Annotated in this window: 15 protein-coding genes; 10 read left to right on the plus strand and 5 right to left on the minus strand. The window is 46.2% G+C overall.

What is annotated here, in order from left to right; all coding sequences use genetic code 11:
• Positions 1-44 precede the first annotated feature (44 nt).
• Positions 45-1889: a diguanylate cyclase domain-containing protein gene (locus tag ACY2RR_RS13525; RefSeq protein ID WP_490108682.1), complete on the plus strand. Its 1845-nt coding sequence runs from the start codon at positions 45-47 to the stop codon at positions 1887-1889.
• Between the two features lie 8 nt (positions 1890-1897).
• On the opposite strand, the gene ACY2RR_RS13530 is transcribed toward ACY2RR_RS13525, so the two are convergent.
• The gene (locus ACY2RR_RS13530; RefSeq protein ID WP_490108683.1) at positions 1898-3115 is read right to left on the minus strand and encodes a cytochrome P450; all 1218 of its coding nucleotides are present in this window, start codon (positions 3113-3115) and stop codon (positions 1898-1900) included.
• 195 nt (positions 3116-3310) lie between these two features.
• On the opposite strand from ACY2RR_RS13530, the gene ACY2RR_RS13535 reads away from it, so the two are divergent.
• A complete protein-coding gene (locus tag ACY2RR_RS13535) occupies positions 3311-4264 on the plus strand; it encodes an SdiA-regulated domain-containing protein (RefSeq protein ID WP_490108684.1) in 954 nt (317 codons plus the stop codon).
• Positions 4265-4307: 43 nt separating this feature from the next.
• Here ACY2RR_RS13535 and ACY2RR_RS13540 read toward each other — a convergent pair whose 3' ends face one another.
• Positions 4308-4865, minus strand: a complete 558-nt coding sequence (locus ACY2RR_RS13540) for a hypothetical protein (protein WP_490108685.1) — start codon at positions 4863-4865, stop codon at positions 4308-4310.
• A gap of 308 nt (positions 4866-5173) precedes the next feature.
• Here ACY2RR_RS13540 and ACY2RR_RS13545 point away from each other — a divergent pair, with 308 nt between their 5' ends.
• The 7 genes from ACY2RR_RS13545 (at position 5174) to ACY2RR_RS13575 (ending at position 12953) form a co-directional block, all read left to right on the plus strand.
• The gene (locus ACY2RR_RS13545; protein WP_490108686.1) at positions 5174-5773 is read left to right on the plus strand and encodes a Yip1 family protein; all 600 of its coding nucleotides are present in this window, start codon (positions 5174-5176) and stop codon (positions 5771-5773) included.
• 113 nt (positions 5774-5886) lie between these two features.
• A complete protein-coding gene (locus ACY2RR_RS13550) occupies positions 5887-7137 on the plus strand; it encodes a hypothetical protein (protein ID WP_490108687.1) in 1251 nt (416 codons plus the stop codon).
• Between the two features lie 52 nt (positions 7138-7189).
• Complete coding sequence (locus tag ACY2RR_RS13555) at positions 7190-7897, plus strand: condensin complex protein MksE (protein ID WP_490108688.1); 708 nt, start codon at positions 7190-7192, stop codon at positions 7895-7897.
• Positions 7894-10770: a hypothetical protein gene (locus ACY2RR_RS13560; protein ID WP_490108689.1), complete on the plus strand. Its 2877-nt coding sequence runs from the start codon at positions 7894-7896 to the stop codon at positions 10768-10770. The genes ACY2RR_RS13555 and ACY2RR_RS13560 overlap by 4 nt, the downstream gene beginning before the upstream one ends.
• A 64-nt stretch (positions 10771-10834) precedes the next feature.
• Positions 10835-11422: a hypothetical protein gene (locus ACY2RR_RS13565; protein WP_490108690.1), complete on the plus strand. Its 588-nt coding sequence runs from the start codon at positions 10835-10837 to the stop codon at positions 11420-11422.
• 76 nt (positions 11423-11498) lie between these two features.
• Positions 11499-12488, plus strand: coding sequence for a 23S rRNA (adenine(1618)-N(6))-methyltransferase RlmF (gene rlmF, locus ACY2RR_RS13570; protein ID WP_490108691.1), 990 nt, complete (start codon positions 11499-11501; stop codon positions 12486-12488).
• Positions 12489-12578: 90 nt separating this feature from the next.
• Entirely contained in the window at positions 12579-12953 is a 375-nt protein-coding gene (locus tag ACY2RR_RS13575) for a glutathione S-transferase N-terminal domain-containing protein (protein ID WP_490108692.1), read from the plus strand.
• Positions 12954-12969: 16 nt separating this feature from the next.
• On the opposite strand, the gene ACY2RR_RS13580 is transcribed toward ACY2RR_RS13575, so the two are convergent.
• From ACY2RR_RS13580 to ACY2RR_RS13590, 3 genes are all read right to left on the minus strand, one after another.
• Positions 12970-15555, minus strand: coding sequence for a WH2 domain-containing protein (locus ACY2RR_RS13580; protein ID WP_490108693.1), 2586 nt, complete (start codon positions 15553-15555; stop codon positions 12970-12972).
• A gap of 136 nt (positions 15556-15691) precedes the next feature.
• Positions 15692-19171 (minus strand): hypothetical protein, encoded by a 3480-nt coding sequence (locus ACY2RR_RS13585; RefSeq protein ID WP_490108694.1) that lies wholly within the window; start codon positions 19169-19171, stop codon positions 15692-15694.
• 194 nt (positions 19172-19365) lie between these two features.
• Positions 19366-20373 carry a hypothetical protein gene (locus ACY2RR_RS13590; protein WP_490108695.1) on the minus strand — a complete coding sequence of 336 codons (1008 nt, stop codon included), beginning with the start codon at positions 20371-20373 and terminating at the stop codon, positions 19366-19368.
• Between the two features lie 186 nt (positions 20374-20559).
• Between ACY2RR_RS13590 and ACY2RR_RS13595 the strand changes: the two genes are divergently transcribed.
• Positions 20560-20895 carry a hypothetical protein gene (locus ACY2RR_RS13595; RefSeq protein WP_490108696.1) on the plus strand — a complete coding sequence of 112 codons (336 nt, stop codon included), beginning with the start codon at positions 20560-20562 and terminating at the stop codon, positions 20893-20895.
• Positions 20896-20902: the final 7 nt, after the last annotated feature.

The raw sequence follows: 20902 nt of genomic DNA on the forward strand, positions 1-20902 counted from the left end.
ACTACTCTTATCGAATAAAGAAATTTACAGCCAAGGATGGCTCAATGGATCTCGACTCTCTATGGATGCTGGTTTGCATTTTGGCGCTTGTAATAATGCAAATAGGTTTCTGTTGTCTTGAAGCCGGTTATGTACGCGCCAAAAACAACATCAATGTTGTGATAAAGAATTCCATTGATCTGGCCATATCGCTACTTGTTTTCAGCATTCTGGGTTATGGAATTATGTATGGCGATTCCATCTCTGGCCTGATTGGAGCCCCTGGTGATTGGCTCACCACATCTCTATCAAGGAATATTGAATCCGATACTGTTTTACTAATTCTTTTCATCGGACTTTTCTGCGCAACCGGAACCACTATTCTTTCTGGAGCTGCCGCCGAACGTATTACATTCAGCGGTTACCTTATCAGTTCTCTATTTGTTGCCAGTCTGATTTTCCCAATTGTTGGTCATTGGATTTGGGGAGGCGGATGGCTGCAACAATTAGGGTTTGTTGATTTTGCCGGTGCAACCGTTGTTCATTCACTGGGCGGATGGGTTGCACTTGCGGCAGTGATTACACTTGGTCCCAGAGCTGGGCGCTTCCAACAAAAGACCGACATCCATCCACTTACTGGCAAACAAGAGACCAGTTTGTTTCGTCCGGACAACATACCAATGATTGCCATTGGCACCCTGATGCTCTGGTTTTCCTGGTTGGGATTTAATGGAGGCAGTGAGCTGGGTCTTACAAAAAATACACCGATGATTCTGCTTAACACTTTGCTTTGTGGCTCAGCAGCAATTGTGTCATCGGCACTACTGAACTATGCCCAGAAAAATAAAGCTGATGTTCTCCTGATGCTCAACAGTGGCCTCGGAGGGCTGGTAACCAGCACTGCGGCCAGCAACATCATGGCGCCCTGGCAGGCTATTATGATGGGAATACTATCTGCTTTTGCAGTTGTTTACTCAATCAAAGCTCTTGAGCTCTTCGAAATTGATGACACTGTTGGAGCCATACCCGTTCATCTGAGTTGTGGAATTCTTGGTACTGTGACAGCTCCGTTCTTCACAGAACTCACTATTAACGAATGGCAATCGCTTTTCTTGATTCAGATCGTGGGTATTGTGTGTGTTGGGTTATTTTGTTTCGTTGGATCATGGCTCTTTTTCAACCTGGTGAATAGAGTCGCTCCACTCAGGGTTAGTTTGGAAGCTGAACATACCGGGTTAAATGTAGCGGAACATGATGCACGAACACCTATGCTCGATGTATTAGTGCAAATGAGCATGCATGCTGTTAAGAGTGATTTTTCACAGCCAATCCCTGTCGCAAACACTTCCGAAGCTGGTCATATCGCCACCTTTTATAATTCATTGCTTTCCAAGCTGGATAAAAGTGAAAGTGATAATCTGCGTAAACAAAAGAAAATACATGCCCAAAGCAAACTTGATCCAACAACGACCGCACTTAACCGCCATGAATGGATCACCACTTTGTTAAGTGGTCTCTATGAACATAGTCAGGGAAATATCTGCAGCATAGCTGCAGTTGATATTAATAACTTCCACACACTGATGGAAGAACAGGGCGAAACAGCTTCGGACGCTCTTTTAGAATTCGTAAGCTACAACCTGAAAAGAATTTGCGATTCAAGTGCAGATATCGGGAGATTGGAAAAAAACCGCTTCGCAATAGTTTTACCAGACACAAACCTGCTACAGGGCGAAGCAATTTTGGAGCACATTACCCGAGACCTTAACTCTGCACCATTCATATTCAGTGATCGCCATATTCCCTTCCAGCTACGCTATGCCGTACTCAAACCCAGAGATAACGAAACTCCAGATCAACTACTACACAGACTCAACAAAAGTATCAGTGACAACCAAGAAGGGTCATAAACACTTCATCAGCAAGCCAGCGGCAAAGCATGAAACCCTTTAAAAACAAGAGTGTCGCTTTTCATATAAGGCTCAGGATGTTCTGCAAACCGTAGTTCTGGCATATGTTGAACCAGTGCAGTAAGAGCCGTTTTCATTTCCAACCGAGCCAGATTCGCCCCTAAACAGGCATGCACTCCCTGCCCAAAAGAAACATGGCGAACCTTTGGCCGTGTAATATCAAATACATCCGGATCATCATTAATAACAGGATCATGATTCGCAGCCGCAAGCCCCAAGGCGACAAAATCCCCTTTCCGAATAGTGCCGCCAGGAACATCAATATCATTTGTGGCGCGACGAAATGTAAAGGGAACTGAAGAGTCATAACGAAGGATTTCTTCAACAGCCTGCCCAACAAGTTCAGGCTGTTCTTTCAACAACTGCCACTGATCAGGGTGCTTTAACAACTGATAAACCCCGTTAGCAAGCAGATCAATTGTTGTTATATGCCCGGCATTCACAATCAAGCTGGCCATACGGGTCATTTCATCCATTTCTGCTTCTCCGCTGACAACATAAGCAGCCAGTTCACTGAGCAGATCATCTCCCGGATGTTCGCATCGCTGCTTCAACAACTCGATCAGGTAACTACGGGTTTGGTTGGATGCAGCAACACTGTCCATAGCCATGGACATCGAAAGTTCACTCAAATTGAATCCGAAATACTTCATAGAGCGCCAGGTGCACTCCCGGTATTTCGGGCGTAAAGCTTCAGGTACATCAAACAGTTTGAAAATAACTTCCGTTGGATAGAGTTCACTCACTTCATGAACAAGATCAAACTCACCCTTCTCTTTGCAGGGAACCAGAAGCTTTAGAAATATATCTTTTATATCCGTAGTCCAACTCTCAACCCTCTCCCGCCCCATTAGCGGATTTGCCATCTTACGTAATCGGGTGTGCTCTGGCGGATCCATCATCAACATTGAGCGCCCCAACGCATCCATCGCAGCCCTGACTTTGCTTCTTTCAACACCTTCAAACCGGCGAGAACTCATCCCTTCACGGTTGGAACTTATATCCGGGTGGCGTAGCAGGCCGGATACTAAATCGAACCCACTGACAATCCAGAACTCATGATTGGCGTCATAATAAATCGGCCCCAGCTTATGGAGCTGCTTATACAAGGCAACCGGCCGTCCCATATATTCAGCAGTTAACAAACTTTCAGAGAGTGAGAGCATTTCAAAGATCCCCGTTTTTGCGTCAACAGCTTAGTTCATTGAAATTATTATGATCTGGCTCAGTTAAAGCCGGCTTCAGCTGCTTTAGCCTGATTGTCATTCCGCAGTAAGAAACTCTTCAGGGTTTATTCATCTTTTATTCACATAGCCCGTTGCACACTTACGCCTATCTTCCCTCTACAGTGTCTTTTCATAATGAATTCAGTTTTGAGCTCCTTACGCAAAAAAGTCTTTTCCAAATCTGGCTTGGCTGTTGTCTCACTGGGTCTGGCTGTAGGTTTATCCCACGTCCTTGATCTGGATGACGCCATCTACAGAACTTACCTTGGGTTGACGACCTCTGAAAAGACAAAGAATGCTTCTGTCTGGCTCAATGATTATGAGATGGACAGCGATATTCATGCTATTAGTGGGGTCAATGACAACTTGTCTGGCCTGACCTGGAACGACGACACCAAAACATTGTTTTCCGTGATCAATGGCCCTGCACAAATCATTGAGCTTGATCGGGACGGGAATCTGTTAAGAACGATAGAAATGGAAGGATTTGAAGATCTTGAGGCCATCACCTGGGCTGGAGGTAATCGTTATCTGGTAGCCGATGAGCGTCGTCAAAGCATAGTTCAGATTCAAGTCACTGAAGACACCAGCAAAATCGTATACGAAGAGAATCCAAAAGTTGGTGTTGGCATCAAATCCGGAAAGAACAAAGGCTTTGAGGGATTAGCCTGGGATACATCCGAAGACAGCGTATGGGTGGTTAAAGAGCGTGACCCAATGACGCTATACAGTGTAAAGGGGTTCTCTGAAGATGGCTTAAATCATTCTGTAGAGATCGATCATCACGATGAAATGAATGATGCGGTTACATCAGAAAGCAGCGACCTTTCCGGGCTTCACTACGACAGTCGCTCAGGCAATATGCTGGTTCTCAGCGATGAGTCCCGACAATTGATTGAAGTGAATATGGATGGAAGGGTCGTCAGCACTCTTGGGCTTGGTATTATTCCAAGACTTGATCAGTTTGTTCCGCAGGCCGAAGGTGTCACCATGGACGATAATGGCGATGTCTACATTGCCAGTGAACCAAACCTTATTTACCGTTTTACCAGAAAAGAAAGCGATCAGGTCACAGTAGCTGGGCTGTGACCTGAGTTCCGGCAGTCCTTTCCGGTAGTTTGGGGAGCAGCTATCAGGCTGCTTCTCTGGATTTATGAAGCTGGAGATGCCAACCACCTTCAAAGGGGGACTCCAGAGATGAACACTCCCCAATGTGGCGACCTTCCCTGTGAAGCGCAGCCATAAATCTTGTGACTTCCACTTCCTGTTCTGGGGTTAGATCCACCAGCAACAAGCCCTTACCATGCTCCAGCAGGTCATGGTAAGGCGACAGTCGCCAGTTATCATGATTAATGCCTACTAAGCCACCAACCCAGGTGAAAAAGCCAAGGGTTACAAAAGTCACGAATCCGGTGATCACCCCACCTAACTCATGGGTTCCAAACCAGTTCCAGGACAGCAGACCAAAGAAAACAGCGGCGATAATACCAAAAAGAAAACCTCGCAACCCTGTGTGAATTAGGTCTGTCTCTTCCAACTCACCAACACTGTTCAAGTAACGCTTCTCAACGGATATCCGATCTTTGTGGGCGACATGTAATGATTCATGGGCGACACCTATATCTTCAAGATCACAGCAAGCCCTTTGTAAATCATCCAGAGAATCAAACATGTAGTGGTGTTGCTTCATACTGCTACTCCTGTAAAGCACTCCAACCCACAGCCTGTGAACTTAGGAGTGGTAATACCCTTTGCACGTTATGAATACTTAAACACTAGATGAATCTCTTGATACTCATTTCTGACTTAAATACTTCTTTCGAATAACTACCCGATTTATATAAAGCAAAAGCATGAGAAGGGTTTGCAATACAGCCTAGTCTTTACTGGTTAAGTTCGTGTTGCGTTTAGCGGCTTACAGCCCGGTGCAAGCGCATACTCAGAACAATGGATCCACAGTCTAAAGTCAAAGAAACACAATCCAATTGAGGTACGGTTATGCTCCATCATATCTGGGGGATGATGTCCCACCCTCACGAAGAATGGGACAGGATTAATGGTGAAATCAGAGATCATGGCCACGACTATCTCTGGCATCTCATCGTTCTTGCTGCCATACCAGGTGCTGCTTCATATATTGGTGCAACAGAAGTCGGCTGGTCCCTTACCGGGTTAGATCCAGTCAAGCTGACTGCAGCCAGCGCCATGTTTATGAGCTTTGTGTCGTACTTTGCCATTATCGGCGCCATCATTGTTATGGGGATCTTTGCCCACTGGATGGCGCAAACCTTTGGCAGTAGTCCCTCTTACCAACGCTGTATAATTTTCGCTGCCTATGTGGCGACACCTCTTTACCTTTGCGGCCTTCTGGCACTCTATCCCTCTCTGCCACTCACTTTGTTCGGAATAATTGCTGGCATCGGTTATGCGACTTATCTTCTGTTTATAGGTATGCCCCATGTTATGGGAATCCCCTTTGAACGTGGGTTTATGTTTGCTTCAGCATTGGTTTGTGCTGGCTTGGTGTTACTGGTGTGCATGAAGGTGGGTTCAGCAATATTCTGGCAATTTGGCGGCGGCCCGGTTTTTCTCAGTTAACGGCAAGCCCTGTTAATAACTGAATCTCTACTGTAGCCGGTAGAACAATTCCTCTCTTTATAGGCTTAGGCAAGTCTGCTAGCTTAGGCCTTTTACAAGACAGCGGATAAACAGTGGAGTACGTCAAAAAATTTCTCCGCAATCTTCAACAGCATATTGATCTTATTGATGCCCTGCACCGCAACTTTGGCTCTCTGAGTTTTTCATCCAGAGAGTTTATGGATGTGGCTCACAGTTGCATGAAAGACAAACCAGAAGAGCATACCGATCCAGATCTGAGTGAACTGTTCACCAAGCTTTGTCAGCTGGAAATTCTTATTCCTGTGGCCCGGTCAGAGAATCAGTTTGATTTGAATCCGACCATTCTGGATATTGTTGAGTTAATTACCGATCAACAACAACTGGGGCTCTCTGTTTCACTGAAAGCCAAGATTGATGACCTGCTCAGATTAACCAAACAGCTGGGACAGGCTCTTTCAGCGAAAGATAATTACCTGGTAGTTCGTTACACCAGCCAGCTTGATCGTCGCTTCCGGGATGTTCACCGTGAGCTGAAGAATAATGAGCAGGCAATTCTGCGAATTATTGAGGATGCTAAAAACTCCTCCCGCAGTATTCCACTGAAAGCCCGTTATGCCCAGGCTCTGGAAGCCTGGACCCAATATGTTCAGCCCACCGCTGATATGTTAGATGTGCAAGGCGAGTACGAGCAGACCCTCAAGGCTATCGAGCACAGTTTGCTGGATTATATGGAGCAGGCTCGCCATAACATTGGTTTTTCAGAAAGCACCCGTCTGGCCCGGTTGAATTTACGCTTGTTGGATTTGCGTTCAGGACTTCGTTACAGCATTGATCGCTGCTCACGCCTGCTGGAGCCTATCTATCGAAGATTCCAACGCAACTCTGCATTAACCCGCGGAGCGGCTATAGCGATTGCGGAAATGCGTCGTAAGAAATTCCGTTATGCCATCAGCCCTGCCAAGGTACCCCTGACCGGCCGTACAAGGCCAAACCTGACCGACAGCAACAGTTCCCTTGTCGCTTATCTCAGTGAGCTGACAGCGCTGGAGTCCCGGCAGTTTGATATTCCTGAAGTCATAGAACAGGAAGGCGAGGAACCGATTACCTTTGCCATGGTCAGCCATGCTATTAAAAAGGCTCTTCCGGTCAATGATTGCATGGCATGGTTAATAGAAAACTATCCGACGTTGGACACACGCCAGTTACTGGAGTTTTTGGTTCGATTAACCAATGAAACCGAAAACCTGCACAGTCATATCGTTGCAGGCAGCTCCAGTCGTTACGAAACCCGTGATCACTTTCTGACAATGGAAAGACGGACACTGACGCTCGAATCCAGTTAAGCGATAGCAGAACAATTTGAATTCAACTTTGAACGATACAAGTATATTTACCATGAATGACAGCCCGGAAACTCTCCAGCAAGAGGCAGAAGCAACAGAGTGGCAAGACTCACAACCTGAAAGTATTGCTGGTTCTGTAGCTCCGCAACTGCTTCTGGATGAAACTCTGGGCACACATCTGCCACACGGTCGGCAAATTTATACCCGCCTGCGTGAAGGCACACATCTATCAGCGGATAGCCCTGACCAGTTTGCTCTGTACAAAGAGCTGGAACGTCACCGCAACAGCTACACCCACCTGTTTGCACTGCTGGGCTATGAATTGATTTATCATCCCGACGGCTTTTTCTACTTTGTTTACCCAGACAGTGTGACCGGCCAATCTCTAAACACCAGCCGAAAAGTCGCCCTCCTGATTTATACTCTGATCGATTTTCTGCAGGACAATAATTACGATCCTGCCGCCACCATTACTGGCGAAACTATTGAACTGCGCTTAATTGATGACACCCGCCGCCACTATTCCGATTTGTATGAACAAGCTGATCTAGGCAGCAGAAATGCAGTTATCACTCTGCTGGAATGGATGGCACGTCGTGGCCTGTGCCATATCACATCAGAAGAACATGTTCGTTTTCTGAAACCTATCAGCCGTTTTCTTGAAGCTGCAGAACAGGTTGCTGAAAACAGCGCAGAACTTGAGAAAGAAGAAGTCAGCGATTCCGAAACTGCTGATCAGGCCATGGAGGGCGAAGAATGAGCGAATCCACCAGCCCTCTGAATAATCGTTATGGGATGACCCGCCTATACCTGATTCAGTCTGGTACTTACGCCTGGGGTGAGCTGCCACTGGATCGCTCCGTATCCTTCTTCGGTTCCAATAACCGAGGAAAATCCACGGCCATTAACGCCCTGCAGTTTATCTTCCTGCCCAATATGATGGGCAGTAAGTTTGAAAAATACGCCAAAGACGTTACCCGGAAATTCTATTTCCCGTACGACAACAGCTACATCATTACCCAGATAACCACACCACACGGACCATGGGTGCTGGGTATTGCCGGTAAAGGTTCCGCCAGCGGTCATCGTTACCAGCACTTTATTTACCGCGGTGAATTTAAGCGCGAACATTTCTTTAACGATCGAACACCACTGAAATTTGCCGATGTTCGTCAGCGTATCGCTCTTGTTAGCGAAAAAGTCACCCTGCTCAGCCCGCAGGATGTAGAAGTTCTGATCAGTGGTGGACAAGGTGCTATCAGCAGCAAAACCCGAGCCGTACTTGATCTTGTTCCGGTTGGTGGTATCCGCCGGTATCAGGTCTTTAAAAACCTGTTTGTCAGCTTGATCACCCAGTCTGAAATCAATGCTGGCATGATCAAACAGTCACTGTTGGATGTGTTCTCGCCGCAGCTGTCTGCCAACGACATGACTCAGGGCGCGATTAACTTCCACCAGAAAAAAGAGGAAGTGTTCGCCGAGTATGAACGTCTGAAGCGAGAGTTTGATGCCTTGGGTGCGTCTGCTCCAGAAGTTGATGCCATGCGTCAGGCAGGGCTGAAACGGGAAAAAGCAGCGGGAATTGTTTTCGCCCTGCAGGATGATATCGAAAGCGATTACCAGGACTGGTTTGAAAATATTGAGCAACGCATTGAAAAGCTGGCTCATACTCTTGCCTCTGCGCAACAAACTGCAGATAGCCTGAAAGAAAAAGAAGCCAGCGCCCGCCATCAGAAAGATCTGAAAAACCGCGAAGAAGCTCGCTTGGTTGAGCGAATTAATCGTCACGAGAAAAGCGCCAGAGCCTTTACCGAACTGGGCGATATGTACGACATCAACAGCGTACGTGCAGATATCGAACAACTCAGAACCCGAGAAGAAAAGCTTGGCGGCCAGCTCGGTGTCGCCAACCTTGGTGGTAACGAAGATTCTTTACGCCGGGAAATGAAACAGCAAGAGCAACGCATAGACAAGCTGGAAGCGGCTATGTCTGCGGATGAAACTCTTGCCGCACTGCTGGGGCGTCACTTCTCTGAAGAAGCCGTTGTTCAGCTTGGCAAACTGATGAACGAAGGTTTGTTAATGCTGCCGGTGACCGATGACCATCCGGTGCTGGATCTCGATAATGAACAACATCTGGTTGAGGAAGCACAGCAACTACTTGCCCGGATACAAGACGATATTTTCCAGAGCGATGGTTATCGTATTCACCTGAATGAACTTCCGGCTCCCCGCGGGTTGGTGCAGAACAAACAGGATCTGCAAAAGCAGCTTGAGGAAGAAGAGCTTCGCCTGAATGAACTCGACCAGCGTCTAAGCGCCCTGCTGGATCATCAGGAAATACGTGAAGAATTGAAACAGGTTCGCAGCACAATTACCCGCCGGGAACGTGAAGTGTCTGACTGGACTGCCTGGCAGGACAGTATTCCCGAATATGAAAGCTGGGTTGAACAGCGTGCAACACTGGTGGAAGAAATCCACCAGCATGATGCAGATGTCACCGAATTACGGGAGCAGCTGGAACAACTCAGCCGTGATAACGAGCAACAAAGAGAAGAGTTCACCAAACTCAGTGCCAGCCGCAGAAAGGTCTGCGACCAATGGGAACAACTGAAAGCACCGGAGGATAACTGGCCGGATATTATTCGCCCTTCAGAGAACTTTACTGAACGTGATCTGGAAGAGCGCATCGAGCTGTATCGTGAGCAATGGCAGATCACCCACGATGCTACCTTACGCATGCAAACCCTTTACTCAAATATTCGTTTGAAGGGTTATCGTGCTGCGGAATCCGAGGCGACGGCAGAAGCTGCATGGCGCAAAGTACTGGAAGACTGGGAAGCCCGCCCGGAAGTTGAACAGATGCTGGTGAAATATCGCAAAACCGCAATACTCCAACTCTCCAGTGTACTGAATGACTTCCTGCAGGATTACCTGCGCCTGGAGCAACAGGTTAATAAATTTAACCGCAGTATCTCTCGACGCAAGGTTTCCAACCTGAAACACTTCCGCATTCTGCTGCAGCCAGTGCAGGAACTCTATGATGCTATTCGTTATATAGTCGACACCGGTCAACTGCTTGAAGAAGATCAGCCAGGCTTGAGCTTCGACAATCCGGTGATTAACGAAGAAAAAGCCATGGATTCCACGCGCATTATTGCCAGCCGCATCAGTGAATCCCTGAGTCTTTCCGATATTTTCACTGTCTCCTTTGAGATTGAAGATACCACCGGCGAGTTAAAGCGTTACGAGAAGATTGATGATGCGGGTTCTACCGGCACCCGAAGCACGCTGAAACTGATGACACTGATGTATCTAATCCGTCATATGATGGATTCTAAATATGCTCTCAATCAGCGTTTGCTGTTCACTATTGATGAAATTGCCAGTGTTGACTCCGCTAACGCCCGCCAATTGCTGGAAAGCGCGGAGGTTCTGGGCTTTACTCCGCTACTGACTTCCGTTTATGCGGTCGATCTGGCTCGTTATGGTATTGATGTGGTGAAAGCTCACACAGGCATCAAGCGTCAGCAGGCTCTGGTGGTCAATCAGGAAAACTGGATTACTTTGGAGCCTAAAATGATGAAAGCAGAAGCAGCATCATCAGTGGACAACGCTGAAGCTTCAATCTGACTGAATCGAACTCTGCTCAAGGATGAGCAGAGTTAACACAGAAAAACTACATGCGAAGAACTCTATGCCCAAAGGCTCAGATTACAAATATTACTTGCTGAATACTTGGAAAACCTGCCACTGGTACCATTTGGGTAATCCAGAAGACAAAATCGAACTCAACCAGCTTTGCCAGTTTTCGGGCCCTATATCACTGACTTTTCATCCGGAAGATGATCTGGCCTGTGACCAGCCTTTGGCCCTGATAGAAAACATTGAACCGTTACACTACCCCGAGCAAATGCTTGGGCGGGAAAACTTTGGTTGCCTGCTGTATTACAAAGGTCAGCTGGCAGATTCCCTGTTGCGCTGGCTGACATTCCGCCAGAGAGCTCCGGAAATATGGTTATTCCCGGACTATGACTATGTGGGCTTATGTAACTATCTGAGACTGAAAGAACACCTACCTCAGGCTCGAATGTTTATACCTGATGATTTTGAAACTCGCCTGACAAGTCGGCAAGGCAGTACCCAGCGAGCGGCTGACCAATACCCTTACGTTAACCTAGAAAAACTTCATCAGAGTAATGATAGGGATACCCAGCGAGTTCTTCGAGCCATAGAACAAACCGGAAAAACTCTGGATCAGGAAGCCCTGCTGATTCCCAAATAAATCAGGAGTCGCGCATTAGCGCCTCCTTCACCCAGAAGGTAGAATACAGCCTTTCTGATTTTATGAACTTTCTGTTTTGACCCGTCCAAATCCCAAAGCTTCTTCAAAACCCCAAAAAACCAAACTTCATCCCAGAAACCCACATCAGGGGCGGTATGATCTTAATGCTTTGTGCACAGCACTTCCTGAGCTGGATGCCTTTATTCATCAGAACCCTGCAGGGGAAAAAACAGTCGATTTCAGTTCTGAACAAGCCGTGCTCTGCCTGAATAAAGCTCTGCTGGCTCATTATTATCAGGTGCCTAACTGGCAAATCCCCAAAGGCTATTTGTGCCCCCCCATTCCCGGTCGTGCAGATTATATTCATTATCTGGCAGACCTTCTGGCAGTTGCTAACAATGGAACACCTCCTCAAGGACAGAAGATTCGGGCTTTGGATATCGGTACAGGTGCCAACTGTATTTACCCCATTATTGGCAGCCGGAGTTACGGCTGGCAGTTTATGGCCTCCGATATTGATCCTGTTTCCGTGAAAACAGCCAGTCTCATTGCTCAGGGTAATCCCGGCCTGAGTAAACAGATCAAAGTGGTTCATCAGAAAAACAGCAAACTTATCTTTCAGGGCATTATCAAACCATCCAACCATTTTGATATCACTCTCTGCAATCCACCATTCCATGCCTCACTTGCTGAAGCTCAAGCTGGCAGTCTGAGAAAATGGAACAACCTGAAAGTCAAAAATCAAAACGCTCAGACAGATCTCAAGAACAAGAGAAATTTCGGCGGGCAAAAAGCTGAACTCTGGTGTGAAGGTGGAGAAATCCGTTTTCTGAAACAGACGATTAAAGAAAGTGCTGACTTCTCCCAACAGGTTTGCTGGTTTACCAGTCTGGTTTCCAAAAAAGATAATCTCTACCCGCTGAGAAAAGCTCTTCAAAAACTGGGAGCGAAACAGATTGAAGTTATAAAAATGAGTCAGGGACAGAAAATCAGCCATTTGCTGGCCTGGAGCTTTCTGAGCAAACAGGAACAGCAACAGTGGAGCCAGATTTACTGGCAAAGTTAATTCGGAAAACCGAGCCAAAACCAACAACTATCCGTACAATACCCCTGCATGTAACCAGCAGAAAATATGAAATTTTTCAGGGGTGTATTGATGATTCTGAAGATTGTAAGAAATGCACTGGGCTATACCATTGCCGGTATCGATGTACTGACTCGCCCGCGCAAGATGAAACGCCCAGAGCAGGAACAAAAGCAGGTGGACAGTGAAACAGCCCAAATGGCTCTTTATCAGTTCTTTGGCTGCCCATTCTGCATCAAAACCCGCAGAGCCATTCACCGCCTCAACCTGAATATTGAGTATCGTGACGCGAACAGTGATAACCCTTTCCGAAAGGAGTTAGAGGAACAAGGTGGAAAGGTTCAGGTTCCCTGCCTGAAAATTACAAACGACGATGGCAGCAGTACTTGGATGTATGAATCAGGGGCAATTATTGAGCACCTGGAAAAACAGTTCGGGGCTGCTTAACAGCGGCTCCTAAGCATCACTCTTCAGTAGGAAACAGTTGTTCGCTGATCCAGTCATCGATGGTATCCTCGAGAACCCGACTCGCTTCCCCCTGCTTGTAGTGAATATCACCAATCAGTTGGTTCAAAGCCTTTTGGGAAAATACTCCAATATCAACAGCCAGATCGGAGCCTTCCAAGGCTGATTGCAAATCTTCCCGGAGCTGCGGGTGATCTTCCGGATTCAATTCACCACCAGAGTCATAGAAAAACTCCTCGAAGATCGCCCCTAGCTTATCCGTCAGCTCTTTTTGGGGTTCGACTCCCATTGTCTTCACTCTATTCTTTAAGGCCTGCACTGCAGCATCTCCACCTTCAGCGACTTCTTTCTTCTTATCGTCTGGAGAACTAACGTGCCTAAGCTTCTTTCCTTTGCGAATAGCAGCCAGAAGATTCTGCCGGCCATCTGAAGGTTCTTGTTCCTTTGGCTCAACCGTTTGAGTTACGCCAGTTTTCTCTTCCGTAGAAGTATCACTGCCGCTTATAGCCTTCGAGCTTTCTTTTCCACCACTTTCCTCTTTTTTAACCGGCTTACCTTGCCTCTTCCGGATTGCCGCCAGAAGATCCTGTCGAGAATCTGTTGAGAGCTGTTCCTGCACTTTAGGGGCAACAGGGCTACTTGTGGTTACTGTCTGGGAAGGCGATGAAACCAAAGGAGATATTGGCGGAAGCGGTGGGGGTTCAGGAGCATCTGGTGGTGACTGTACAGCTGTTGGCTGCGTAATAACTCCTGAGTCATCAGGATCTTCATCCCATTCATCATCACCCCAACCATTATTCTCTGCAATCCCTTCATCCAGCCATTCTGTAAGTGCTGCAACCGCATCGTCCACACTTTTATCTGCTTCTAACCATTTCGCTAATGTCTTCCCGGCTTCCACCACATCAGACTCTTCATAACCATTTTCATCAATAAGCCAGTTGTAAACTTCTATACCAACAGTCAGGGCCTTGTCACTGGTCACTGATTTGTTATCAACAATTGCATCCCGGTACGCAATTGTTGCTGTTCGGGCCTCTTCCTCTGAGGCACCTTTATCAACCAGAGTCACGAACAGGTGCATGGCTACACCGGTATCATTCTTAGAAAGATGGGGATTTAATTCATTATCAAGAAGATCTCCAATAAGCTTGGTTGAATCCTGCGATTCCCCAGTAGTTGTTACCCCTTCAGGAGCAGAGGTTGAAACAGTGTTGTCTTTACTCACTACAGGCTCTTGCTGAGATACAGTTTCCTGCACAATCTCTGGTACCTTTTGAGAAACAGATTTAGAAACTGTTTCAGGAACTATTTCAGGAGCAAGGGGAGCAACTTTGGTTTCTGGCTGAATGATATCAGGCTGGGAAGGAGCTTTCTGTTCCTCCGTTTTATTTTGAACAGGAGTATCAACAGGCTTCTGCGGTTGAACACTCTCTTGGACCGTTTTTTCTACCACTGTCTGCAATTTCTTTTTTGCTGCACTGGGTCTCTGGGGAATAACTTCGCTCTGTACAGGAATAAACGACTGTTTCCGTGGACGGTAAATAGATGATGTGGTTGCGTGAGAAGCTGGCCTGATAGCGCGCTGCTCTACGGCTTTGCTCCTGGCCGCATCTTTTGCTTTTACAAGGCTTTTCTGGGTGTTTTCTGTTTGCGCAGTGGTTCGCTCTCTTATGCCCTTATCAGGTGGGGGCGTTGAAGATTTTACGTGTGCTTTTTTGGCAGCAACCATTGGTTTAAAGCGTTGTGGAATTCCCGGCTTTTTCTCTGGGGTTTCTGCCCAGGTCGCCAAGCGTTCAAAGTCCGGATCAACACTTTCTGCAAGGCCCTGAACATCCGTAGTTGTCCACACTTCCTTCTGCATTGTTCGGAAAGCAGCAGCCTGAGCATCACGACTTATGGCCTGCTTATCTTCACGGGCAAGGTTTTTATTCAGCTTGGGGTACGCTTTAAGCACATCCGCTATTAAAGTATCTGCCTGTTGTTGCATATCCTTGTGAACTTCATCAAGTGCCTGACGCCCTTCTGTTGCTAACTTAGGAGCATATTTACTCAAATGTTCTGCCGCCAGGGACTTGGATAATACCTGAGTAAACATAACCGCAAGAGATTTGGGGTCGAGTCTTATAAATCCCTTTTCAAAAGCTTTTGCTGAACCCGCCGCTTTACTTGAACCAAGTACCAGAACGTTCAGCTGCTGCATCACGTTTTTAGCAGTAGCATCGGCATCAATTCGCCCTTTCCCATCCTTAACGGGTCCTGGAACACTGAACTGCTTGGGATGGCTTTGCTGAACCTCCGGTTGAGGTGTTTTGGGAGAAGAAAAAGATTCACTTCGTTTAAGACCAGCTGTACCCGTTGGCCGCTGTTCTGAAAAAGAGACTGATCGCTCAATGACTTTCTTGTTCGGTTTAGAGAACGGGGAGGTAATCGCTTTAAGAATATATTTAAAAGGATTCTTTGATTTGGAAACCTTTTTGCCTTTGTGGCTGCCAACAACATCAAGGGGAGCAGACTCCACAGCCTTGCCGTGGAACCCAGCATGCTGCCCTCCCCTGATAGGTCCTAGCTCTGACCCGCTCATAAGACTGCCCTAGAAAAACCATCCTGTTAATTCTAATTCAGGTCACTGCTTATATAAGGTAAGCGAGAATTTCCATCATTATTTTGACAACTTGTTTTCTTACGATATGAGTAAAAAAAACAACGTCAATTTTTAATCAGACAAATGTTTCTACACCCTCAGATTTCATTGGTGTGAAGTTCCTTGTTTGATCATAAGTTTTCATCAGCCACCGTCTCTCATCATTATCTAAGGTCGGCACTTCTGTTAAACAAGAAACAAGTCTCTCTCGCTTTTCCTCTGCCAAATCACTTAAGCCTCTGAGCGTTGCACCAGAGCTATGCTGATAAGCAGACAGTTCGCTATTAACATCAGAAACATAACTCACAATCTGTTGTCTACGTATTTCTGAGTTACCAGCCTGATACAACGACAAAGTCAGGGGATCAAACTTTGATGACGCATGGAAGGAAGCCCCTGCATCGGATGCCGTTTTCGGTGTGGGAACGTCAACAAGCGGGCTTAACGGTCTGGGCATTTCTCTATGCATAACGATAACAGGAACAGGTTTTGTAACCACTCTCGCTGGGAGATCCCTTTCAGAACGATACTGTGTTTGCGTCTCTAATGAGTGCAACGGTTGTTCACTAACACGGCGTTCTTTAGAAGCTTCACTCCCAGATGTCCCTATTTTGTGATGAGCTAAAGAAGGTAAAGAACCGCCACCGGCATCCCTTTTCAACCTTCTTCGTCTCGTACCCGTTACAAGAGGGGTCTCTGGTGACGTTGGCTTGACCGCATAGTAGGCTCTTGCGTACTCCAGTACTTTTTCAATATCACTATCACCAATTTGTTTCAGTCGACAGAATCCAGCAAGCTCTTGTTCCCACATTGGATTCACCGGGCTCATCTGATCCATTGTTCTTAGTTGAGCCATAATAGACGTCATCTTTTTTGACACTGTGATTTGTAATGCATCGGCCAGCTTTTCACGAACAGACTTAGGCACACGAATATCTATTAGAAGCTTTTTTCTTTCCCTGATTCGCATGGACCGATGAAAGTCTCTTACTATTTTCTTCTTCTCAAGCTTCTGCTCATCAGGATGAACAGGCAACTCCTCTTCTTCAAGCTCATCACCTGACGGAATAATATGAACACGGAGTAGGTCATCACTGGATTTATGGCGAACTACCCGTCTTGGTGGTTCAGCCTCAACAAGATGGGTTTTGGATTGCGATACATTAGTCGACACACGCTGACCATCTCCTATGCGAATAAGCCGCGCATGAGATTCACCGGAACCTAAATCCACTCCCTTGCCATCAATTCTGTGCTCACACAAATGCCGGGGCAGTTTTCGGGTTATGCCGATACCTGGATATTTCACGGAATAACAGTTTACAAGCCCTCTTTTAACAGCCTCTGTCCTCTTCTCTTCTGCAGAGCTTTCCGGATCACTAAAGTAACTCATTTCAGCCAAGCCCTTCAGCATTGTCTGTTCTTCAGGAGCACCGACAACCTCAAATACAATACTCGGATCTGCAATAATAGCTGCAGCCATATTGTTAACTTGAGTGTTTCGTGCATTATCACACTTGGCAGATGCAGGGCGATCCTTTAGAGCTTCCCAGGTCAATGCTCCCCGATCTCTTGCCTGAGCAATATATTTTTCTTTATTTTCTTCCAGATGTTCTACCTGTGACTTCGTCAGGTGTCTTTTCACATCAATATCAATGCCAACCTTAGAAATAGTCACTTCATCATCCTTGCAAACAGCCAGCACTCGCAACGTTACATAAGAATCTGCTTTGTAAGAGGTTTTATCCATACTGTTTGATATAAAGCGGTCTGCAAACTGGTGACAACGCAACTCTATTTGCCCTTCACCCCAGTCAATAATTTCAATCCCGCCTTTAAGCTTCTGATCGCGGTTTAACCTGTCACTGCTTTTAAAGCCATTAATCGTGACATCACAATCAGGAAACAGTCTCTGTATGCAATATAGCGTGACTTCGTTAATTGCTCCCTGAGTACCACACCCAGTCACAAGCCTTAATACCGACTCGGGATACTCCATAACCTGGCTCAAAACTGCCATCAATTGTTGCGCCGAGGCATGAGTATCTGAATATTCCTTTTTCACCCCAGTCAAAATTTCAGCCTTTAGAGTGTCTGCTTCAGCTTTTGGAAGTTTCTTCTTTTTCTGATCTTTGATGCGTTCCTGCTCTTCAACCAGAAACTTCTGTTCAACCATTGCATCGATAGCTTGCTGATATGTTCTTTTAAAATCTTCTGTAGAAAAAACCGGTATCAGCGGCAGTTTAAGCCCCCCACAATGTTTCACAACACAATCAAATCGCCCTGCGTCATTAAGGGTGGACTCCTCATCGTTATGCATTTCACTCATAACCAGCTGTTGTGTTTCCCGGTCTAGCTCACCCCAGTTTTCAACACTGGATGCTGCAAATTCCTTAACACCATGAAGACGGATAAAAAGTAACTTAGCCAATTGCCTGCGATTTTCTTCAGGAATTGTTTTTGGCTTTCCATCCAGCGTAAAGTTGACGTCCACAGGAATAAAATATTCACCAGGCTCTTTAGCCCATGGGCATTGTGGCACTTCAAAGTCAGGCACTCTGTCAGAACTGGGGGCAGTGATATCTCCCAATTCAATACCACCATTAGCAGAAGTCAGGCGACCAAGCATGGCATTCAGTTCTGCCATATTGGCGTTCATCTCTTCTTCTGTAAGCGCCAAAGTATCTGAACATCTGTCTGCAACAGCACCATCATCCCAGCACTGGGGGGGCACGGAAGGAAGACAACGGAAAGTGGGGTACATCTTTTCAACCGCATCAGTAATTATTGCTTTTTTGGTTCTCAGCTTACTCTTGTCTTTCTTTTTCACTTCATTAGAAGTCGATAACTCAAGCAACTCTTTCAGTTTTTTCTCAACATCACTGAGTTCACGCCTTTGCTGTAGCTTCTTTAGCTTTCTCCTGAAACGGCTTTCTTTTCTATCAAGAGTTTTCAGGATGCGGTCTCGTAACTCGGCCATATCCGGGTCAACCAGAAACAGTATTAACAACCCTTTTTGCGCCGAATAATTTTTACTTGAGTAAGAGCTCAATTCCTTAATGAGTTGGTCAAGCTCCAGCCTGTCAACATCAAGTTCATCCGCTATAGATAAGGAAGAAGACGTGCGTGAAGATGCTGTACTGGTTCCTGTCTGTGGTGTATCTGGCGACAGAAGACCACTACCGTATAGTGTTTTACTGCCATAGGGAGAAGAAAGTGTATGCGTATGAAAACCGGTAGCGCTGTCATCACCACTCCCCCCCCTAACATGCAAAGAGCTCTGACCTGTATGTGAATAACTCCGTACATAATCCGGACGAGTTGTGTGCCCCTGGGATTGATAATCGGATAATGTGCGCTTGTGGGCTCCAGCTCCAGTTGGTGAATTTGCAGGGATGTAAACATCTGGCCCTAAAATAGGCTTGGTTTTCCGATGTTGGAATTGAGGTGGAGGGCTTGTTTTGTCTTTATCTTCCTGTAAATGGTCATAGTCACTACTATAACCACTCGCCTCTGCTGTCCCTTGCAAACTTGTTTTATCAACACGATATGCCATCTCTTGTCCCTCTCATCCATATAGTTTCTCGAAGAAGGACAATAGACAGCTCTCATAGGAAGTAGCTCAATGAGAACCTTTGATTGTTTAAGGTACTAACGGGGTTGTTAAAGTCTCTGGAATGAAATTGAATTGTGAAAAGAAAGAGGTTGTTAGCCAGACTCTCATGACTGTTAGTATTCGTTACCAGAGAACTACTTACTGACCGTATTGTTTGGCGTGGCTGTTGTCGTATCGACCTTCTCGAAAGTCACCGCACACTTATACAGAGACTCCGTTGCCCAGTATTTGAACAAAGGCATATTCACGCCCGCATGACAGTAGCTTTTTACCTTTCGAAACGTTGATTGCTCTGAAATCAGTTTTTCCAGTGCGTTAACTTCTTTCTCACTGCGTACAAAAAAAACAGCATAACGATCTGTTGCATCCAAGCTGCTTTCTATAAGAACCCGCCACTTTCCTGAAAAAGTATTATCTCCAGAAGAAAACTGTGGGTGGACCGCCAGCATCAGATCATATCTCTGAGCTAAAGATAGCGGCCCGTCTGGAGAGATATCCATGGTAATTTGAAACCAGTCTTTATAACCACCATCTTCTAAATAGCTAGGATATAAAACGAATTGGGCAGCCGCTTCCCAGATAAAGTTATGCCCGTATGTTGTTGTGCTCTCAACATCTTCCAGAACGTTCTGGAGCCTTTCAAACTCATAGAAATAGTTATCAGCTGGTACCAGGACGGAAGAAATCTCTTCTCTATCCTGCGGCAATACATTTTCCATGAGGGCCTGAAAAGAATCCTGTGCATAGGAGCTTATACGAACTGTTGTCTCATAGGCTTTTATTGCACCTCTGTTAACAGTTGCTGCCGGTAGCTGATGCTTAAGAACTTGCTCCATGGCCTTTTCAGCATGACCAGTATGCTGAATAGCATTCTTGTATTCTTCCAGGATATAAGTCGTCTTTTGGGATAGAGCATCCTGATCAAATGAGAGAATCGCTATATTCACAAGCGCAGCGCAATACGAGTAGGCTTGGGAGGATGAATCATAGTCAGCACATAATGTATTGGAATTATCATCATCCAGCGCGTCGCGAAGACTCTGAAAATCTTCGAGAATTCCAGCATAAACCGGCAGTGCGAGTGCAAACCAGACAAAGACCGAAAGGAGAAGGGTTTTCGTTCGAATTGGGCTGATACTCATAATGACATCCCTGCTTATAACCAATATCTGTAACATTGGTTTGACAGAGCCATTCTATGGAAAGTTCCATAAGCTCACAGAGCGTTACAGACCCTCACAGCAGCCTTCTGGCCTCTTTTTCTTTTTCTCCTAGACTGATTCTCCTCCATTACAAAGCATATCGCTCGTGGGAGATCAGTTACCCCCATGAAATCTGTAACATTAAGAATCACAATCACACTAACCCTTCTTGGTGTAACTCCTTTTAGCCTTGCCCTGCCTTCTGGGGAGCGCCCTCCCATGTCTTTTATTCCGGCAGACCTTCACGTGCCTAAAGAAGCCAGGGGATACACATTTACCCGGGCCATTGCTCCAGACGAAGTCATTGTCAGTATTAAGCCTGTGCCTGAGGGGCTGGAGAACGCGAGTCTGGAAGAAACACCAACTAAGAAGAAGAAAACAAAAAAGCCGTCGAACCTGAAAAGATTACGACAGCTTTATTTTCTCCCTCTTCTGCATTCAATCAGCGGAGGGAGTCGCTGAGATAGCG

The organism is Parendozoicomonas sp. 2304DJ65-17, from assembly GCF_058148445.1.